General features: G+C 68.4%; 5 protein-coding genes and 1 pseudogene. All 6 read left to right on the forward strand.

All coding sequences use genetic code 11. The features are described from left to right. The first annotated feature begins 155 nt into the window (after positions 1 to 155). Positions 156 to 1,622, forward strand: coding sequence for an NAD(P)-binding domain-containing protein (locus HLH29_RS08285; RefSeq protein WP_182965678.1), 1,467 nt, complete (start codon positions 156 to 158; stop codon positions 1,620 to 1,622). 57 nt (positions 1,623 to 1,679) lie between these two features. Then, complete coding sequence (locus HLH29_RS08290; RefSeq protein WP_182965680.1) at positions 1,680 to 1,898, forward strand: DUF4089 domain-containing protein; 219 nt, start codon at positions 1,680 to 1,682, stop codon at positions 1,896 to 1,898. Between the two features lie 11 nt (positions 1,899 to 1,909). Beyond that, positions 1,910 to 3,265, forward strand: a complete 1,356-nt coding sequence (locus tag HLH29_RS08295; protein WP_182965682.1) for an AtzE family amidohydrolase — start codon at positions 1,910 to 1,912, stop codon at positions 3,263 to 3,265. Positions 3,266 to 3,268: 3 nt separating this feature from the next. Further along, the gene (locus tag HLH29_RS08300; RefSeq protein ID WP_182965684.1) at positions 3,269 to 4,861 is read left to right on the forward strand and encodes a gamma-glutamyltransferase family protein; all 1,593 of its coding nucleotides are present in this window, start codon (positions 3,269 to 3,271) and stop codon (positions 4,859 to 4,861) included. After that, positions 4,855 to 6,153, forward strand: a complete 1,299-nt coding sequence (locus HLH29_RS08305) for an allantoate amidohydrolase (RefSeq protein WP_246374002.1) — start codon at positions 4,855 to 4,857, stop codon at positions 6,151 to 6,153. Before HLH29_RS08300 ends, HLH29_RS08305 begins: the two co-directional genes overlap by 7 nt. Further along, positions 6,111 to 6,335: pseudogene (locus tag HLH29_RS08310) on the forward strand (hypothetical protein); the annotation flags it as partial. The gene HLH29_RS08305 and the pseudogene HLH29_RS08310, both read left to right, overlap by 43 nt.

Below are 6,335 nucleotides of genomic sequence, written 5' to 3' on the forward strand. Positions count from 1 at the left end.
TTGATCATTTTATTCTACTGGACGGAACACCCCCTCGTTCGGTTAGTTTCGGTGTCGTGATGGTGCGGGTTGGGGAACCCGGGTCCGTGTCGGGGGACACGGACCCACGCCGTCCGGGATGGACCTGTTGGACCAGCGAAGCGAAGGAGGCGCGGATGGCCGCCGATAGCGATCATTATCGACCGGGAGAAACGCCGGAAGACGGGCTTGCGGCGCTCGACGCCCGGGTCAGGCGGGATCTGACCGTTATCGACTATCCGCGCCATGACTGGACGCCGCGCCTGACGCGCGACGGCGAACCGGTGCTGGATGTGGCCATCATCGGCGCCGGCCAGGGCGGCCTGGCCACGGCTTTCGCGCTCAAGCGCGGCAATATCACCAATGTCCGGATCTTCGACCGCGCGTCACGCGGCGGCGAGGGGCCGTGGGTGACGTTCGCCCGCATGATCACGCTGCGGACGCCGAAATATGTGACCGGCCCCGATCTGGGGATTCCCAACCTGACGCCGCGCGCCTGGTACGAGGCCCGATACGGTGCGGGCGCCTGGGAGAGGCTGGACAAGATCCCCCGTGGCGACTGGCAGGCCTATCTGGACTGGTATCGTGCCGTGCTCGACCTGCCGGTCGAGAATGACCGGTCGTTCGAACATGTGGCGTGGGAAGACGGGCTGCTGCGGCTGACCTTCCGGGACGCCGAAGGGCGGGAATATCGCTATCTGGCGCGCAAGCTGGTGCTGGCCACCGGCATTGATGGTGGTGGCCGGTGGCATGTGCCCGATTTCATCCGCCAGGCTTTGCCGCGCGCGCGATACGCGCATACATCGGAGCCCATCGATTTCGCCGCGCTGCGCGGCAAGCGGATCGGCGTGCTGGGGGCGGGGGCTTCGGCTTTCGACAATGCGGCGACGGCGCTGGAGGAAGGGGTGGCCTCGGTCGCGCTCTGCCTGCGCCGGCGGGTCATTCCCTCGGTCAATCCGTATCGCTGGATGGAGAATGCCGGGTTCCTGGCGCATTTCTCCGCGCTGTCCGACACGCTGCGCTGGCGGTTCATGCGCCATATCTACGAACTGAACCAGCCGCCGCCGCAGGACACGTTCTGGCGCTGCCGCCGCCACCCCACCTTCAGCTATCATACCGGCTGCGGCTGGACGGGTGCGCGGATGGAGGGCGATGAAATCGTCGTTCAGACTCCGGACGGCGAGATGCGGTTCGATTTCGTGATCATCGGCACCGGCTTTGCCGTCGACATGGCGCTGCGGCCGGAAACCGCGTCCTTCGCCGGATCGGTGGCGCTGTGGCGCGATCGCTTTACCCCGCCCGAGGGCGAGGACAGCGCGGTGCTGGCGGCGCATCCCTATCTGGGCGAGTCCTACCAGTTCCTGCCGCGTGATGCGGCCGATCCGCTGGCGCCGATGCTGGCGAACATCCATAATTTCACCTTCAGCGCGACTCCCAGCATGGGCCTGTCGGGGGCGTCGATCAGCGGCATGCGCTTTGGGGTGGAGCGGCTGGCGCGGAGGCTGGGGCGCGACCTGTTTGTGGCCGATGGCGCGTGGCATCTCGATCAGTTGCTGAATTATATCACGCCGGAACTGGTCAGCCTCGATCCTCCGGATGCATGATCTCCCGTGACTCTGCCGGCGTGGCGACATGGCAGACCAGGGAGAGAGGACAAGCCCATGAGCGAACATCCTGACGACAGCGCGCCGCGCGTGCCGGACGAGGTGCCCGATGAGGCGATCATTATCGCGACGGCCCGTGATATCGGCCTGACCGTCGACAGATCCTGCCTGCCGGGGGTGGTGACCAACCGGTCGCTGCTGCGACGCTATGCTGATCTGGTCCATGGCTTTGCCCTGCCGGATACATGCGAACCGGCGTTCGAATACCGTCCATGACCGTGCCTGCCATGACCGATCCGTCCGACGCGCTGGCCATTGCCGCCGATATCCGCCAGGGGCGGCGAAGCGCCGTTTCCGTGATGACGGCCACGATCGCCGCGATCGAGGTGCGTGACACATCCATCAACAGCGTGACCCGCATCTTCGGGCCGCGCGCGGTGGCTGAGGCCGAACGGATCGACCGCCGCATTGCCGCCGGCGATGATCCGGGGCCGCTGGCCGGCGTGCCGTTCGGGGTGAAGGATCTGTTCGACATAGCCGGCGAGGTCACGACGGCGGGGTCGGTGGTGTTGCGGGAATCGCCGCCCGCGACGCACGATGCCACGGTTGTCGCCCGCCTGCGGGCGGCGGGCGCGATCCCGGTTGCCAGCCTGAACATGGACGAATTCGCGTACGGGTTCGCCACCGACAATGCCCATTACGGCATCACCCGCAATCCGCATGACCCGGCGCGGTTGGCCGGTGGCTCGTCGGGCGGGTCGGCCGCCGCCGTGGCGGCGGGGCTGTTGCCGCTGACCCTGGGGTCGGACACCAACGGCTCGATCCGCGTGCCGGCCTCGCTGTGCGGGGTATGGGGGCTGAAACCCACCTTTGGCAGTGTGCCGCGCGAGGGGGCCTATCCCTTTGCCGCCAGCCTGGACGTGGTGGGGCCGTTTGCCGGCACGCTGGACGACCTGCGCGTGGCGTACGAGGTCATGGCGGGCGGCCCCATGCCGGAACTGCCGGCGGTATCCGACCTGCGGGTGGTGCGGCTGGGCGGCTGGTTCGGTGCGAACGTCTCGGAACCGCTGGTGCGGGCCATCGAGGCGGTGGCCGCGCATCTGGGCGGGGTGGAAACGGTGGAACTGCCCGAGATCGCGCGCGCCCGCGCGGCCTCCTTCCTGATCACGGCGGCGGAGGGTGGCAACCTGCATCTGCCCCGCCTGCGCAGGCATGCGCTGCGCTATGATCCCGCGACCCGCGACCGGCTGATCGCCGGCGCGATGCTGCCATCCGCCACGCTGGTCCAGGCGCATCGTTTCCGCAGCTGGTTCCGCGAGCAGGTCCATGCGCTGTTCCGTTCGGCGGATGTGCTGATCGCTCCGGCGACGGTGGGCGAGGCGCCGCTGATCGACCAGCCGACGATCGTGGTGGATGGGCAGGTCGTCTCCGCCCGGGCGAATCTGGGCCTCTATACGCAGCCGCTCAGCCTGGCGGGGGTGCCGATCCTCAGTGCGCCTTTGCTGGGTACGGGCGGCCTGCCGCTGGGACTGCAACTGATCGCGGCACCGGGGCGCGAGGCCGCGTTGTTCGCCCTTGCCGGCGCGCTGGCGAAAGCGGGGCTGGTCGGCAGGGTGCCGCTGCCCGCATCGAAGGGACGTTAAGCCATGCTGAACACTCCCCGCTCCTTGCGCGGGATGGTGACATCCCCCCATCATCTGGCCAGTCAGGCCGGGCTGGACGTGCTGCGCGACGGTGGTACGGCGATCGAGGCGGTCGTGGCGACGGCGGCGGCGCTGGCCGTCGTCTATCCGCACATGACTGGTATCGGCGGCGATGCGTTCTGGCTGGTGATGTGGCCGGACGGCAGGACCGAGACGATCGATGCGTGCGGGGCGGCGGCGCGGCGCGCGGACCTGGAATTCTATCGCGCCGCCGGGTGCGACACGATTCCCTGGCGCGGGCCGCTGGCGGCCAATACGGTTGCCGGTACCATCTCCGGCTGGGACCTTGCCCTGGAGTGGAGCCAGGCGATGCAGCCGGGGCTGGGGCTGCATCGCCTGCTGCGCGATGCGATCTATTATGCCGAACAGGGTGTGCCGATCACCGAGGGCGGTGCCGCGCTGACGGCAGCCAAGATGGGCGAGCTGGCGGCGGTCCCCGGTTTCCGGCAGGTTTTCCTGCCGGGTGGCCATGCGCCGCGTGCCGGCGATGTCCTGCATAATCAGGCCCTGGCGCATACGCTGCGCCGGCTGGCGGGGGATGGGCTGGACTCGTTCTATCGCGGGGCGCTGGCGCGGGATCTGGCCGAGGATCTGCGCCAGTTGGGCAGCCCGCTGGATCTGGCGGACCTGAATACCCACCATGCCCAGGCGCGGCCGCCGCTGCATGTCGATATCGGGGGGGCGCGGCTGTTCAACATGGCGCCGCCGACGCAGGGTGTTGCGTCGCTGCTGATCCTGGCGCTGTTCGACCGGCTGCGGGCTGAGGAGGTGGACGGGTTCGATTATTTCCACGGGCTGGTTGAAGCGACGAAACAGGCCTTCCGTTATCGCGATACGCATGTGGGCGATCCGGCCTTCATGTCGGTGGCGGCCCAGGAAGTTCTGGACGACGCGCTGGCGCTGGATCGCATGGCGCTGGACATCGACCCCGAGATTGCGGCCCCCTGGCCGCATCCGTCGCAGGCCGGCGATACGGTGTGGATGGGCGCGGTCGATGCTGACGGTGTCGCGGTCAGCATGATCCAGAGTGTCTATTTCGAATATGGGTCGGGCGTCGTCCTGCCGCGCAGCGGCATCGTGTGGCAGAATCGCGGCGCCAGCTTCCGGCTGGCCGAAGACGGCTGGAATGCGCTGCGTCCGGGACGCAAGCCGTTTCATACGCTCAATCCGGCCGGCGCGCGCTTCGCCGACGGGCGCACCATGGTCTATGGCACCATGGGGGGCGAGGGGCAGCCCCAGACCCAGGCGGCTGTCTTCACGCGCTATGCGCGCTATGGCGTGCCGTTGCAGCAGGCGGTGACGGCTCCGCGCTGGCTGCTGGGCCGCACCTGGGGCGAGAGCAGCACCAGCCTGAAATATGAGGACAGGTTCGCGCCCGAAGTGATCGCGCGGATGGCGGCGGCGGGGCATGTGCTGGAACCCATGCCGGCCTTTACCTCGACGATGGGGCATGCGGGCGCGCTGGTGCTGCACCCGTCGGGCCTGATCGAGGGGGCGACCGATCCGCGCAGCGACGGGATGGTGGCGGCATGGTGAGGATGTCTGCCCGCGAGACGGCATCGGGCCTGCGTGCGGTTGCGCGGTGCGATGATCTGGGCGTCGCGCCCTATTCGGATGCCGACGACCATCTGTTTCGCCCCTATCTCGGCGCGGGACATGCGGCGACGCTGGACCGGATCGCCGCGTGGATGACCGAAGCGGGGATGACGGCGCGGGTCGACGCCGCCGGCAATATTGTCGGCCGCTATGAAGGGCGGCATTCCGACGCGCCAGTGCTGCTGATCGGATCGCATGTCGACAGCGTGCGTGATGGCGGGCGCTATGACGGCATGCTGGGCGTGATGCTGGGGATCGAAACGGTGGCGTGGTTTGCCGAACGCGGCCATCGCTTTCCGTTCGCGATCGAGGTGATCGGGTTCGGGGATGAGGAAGGATCGCGCTTCCCGGTCTCGATGCTGACCAGTCGTGCCGTGGCCGGGGTGCTGGGCGACCAGGATCTGGCGCTGGCCGATGCGGCGGGCGTTGGGCTGGCCGAGGCGCTGGATGGGTTTGGGCTCGAACTGGCGCGCTTCGCCGGTGCCGCGCGGCATCGGGAAGATGTTCTGGCCTATGTCGAGGCCCATATCGAACAGGGACCGGTGCTGGAGGCCGAGGGTCATGCGTTGGGCGTCGTCAGCGCCATCGCGGCCCAGTATCGCTTTCGTGCCGTGGTGACGGGTGTGGCGGGCCATGCCGGTACCATGGCGATGCGCCTGCGCCGTGACGCGCTGGCTGCTGCCGCCGAGATGGTGCTGGCGGTGGAGCGGATCGGCGGTGCGGGTCCTGAGGACCTGGTGGCGACAGTCGGGCGGATGGAGGTGGGGCCCGGGGTGCCGAATGTGGTGCCCGGTGCCGTGACATTCAGCATCGATGTTCGTGCCGGCGTGGGCGCGGTGCGTGACCGTGCGGCGGACGAAATCCGCGTGGCGCTGGCGGATATCGCCGCCCGTCGGACCGTGGGGCTGGACCTGACGTTGCAGCAGGATCTGCCGGCGACGCCTTGCGACAGCGGATTGAGCCGGTTGATGGCGGAAGCGGTGCGGGACGTCACTGGCGCCGAGCCGCGCGTGCTGGTCAGTGGGGCGGGGCATGATGCGATGGTAATGGCGCGTCTGGCACCGGTCGCGATGCTGTTCCTGCGCTGTCGCGGCGGCGTCAGTCACCATCCCGCCGAGGCGGTGGAAGTGGATGATGCCCAGACCGCGCTGGAGGCGATGACGGCGTTCGTCACCCGTTTCGAACACACATGGTCAGATGCCGGGCCGGCGCTGACGGAAGAGGAGAGATAGAGGTGTTCGGACAGATCGACCCGCCGCATCGGCTGTTGATGGGGCCTGGCCCGGTGAACGTGCATCCGCGGGTGCTGCGGGCGATGTCGGCGGACATGCTGGGTCAGTTCGACCCGGAGATGACGCGCACCATGAACGAGACGATGGCGCTGTATCGCCGCGTGTTCATGACGGAGAACCGG

The organism is Gluconacetobacter tumulicola, from assembly GCF_014174215.1.
Taxonomy (GTDB): domain Bacteria; phylum Pseudomonadota; class Alphaproteobacteria; order Acetobacterales; family Acetobacteraceae; genus Gluconacetobacter; species Gluconacetobacter tumulicola.

Bases quoted from the DNA above. Each gene is read 5' to 3' on its own strand.
- HLH29_RS08285 (WP_182965678.1), top strand. From the start codon at position 156: ATGGCCGCCGATAGCGATCATTATCGACCGGGAGAAACGCCGGAAGAC.
- HLH29_RS08290 (WP_182965680.1), top strand. From the start codon at position 1,680: ATGAGCGAACATCCTGACGACAGCGCGCCGCGCGTGCCGGACGAGGTG.
- HLH29_RS08295 (WP_182965682.1), top strand. From the start codon at position 1,910: ATGACCGATCCGTCCGACGCGCTGGCCATTGCCGCCGATATCCGCCAG.
- HLH29_RS08300 (WP_182965684.1), top strand. From the start codon at position 3,269: ATGCTGAACACTCCCCGCTCCTTGCGCGGGATGGTGACATCCCCCCAT.
- HLH29_RS08305 (WP_246374002.1), top strand. From the start codon at position 4,855: ATGGTGAGGATGTCTGCCCGCGAGACGGCATCGGGCCTGCGTGCGGTT.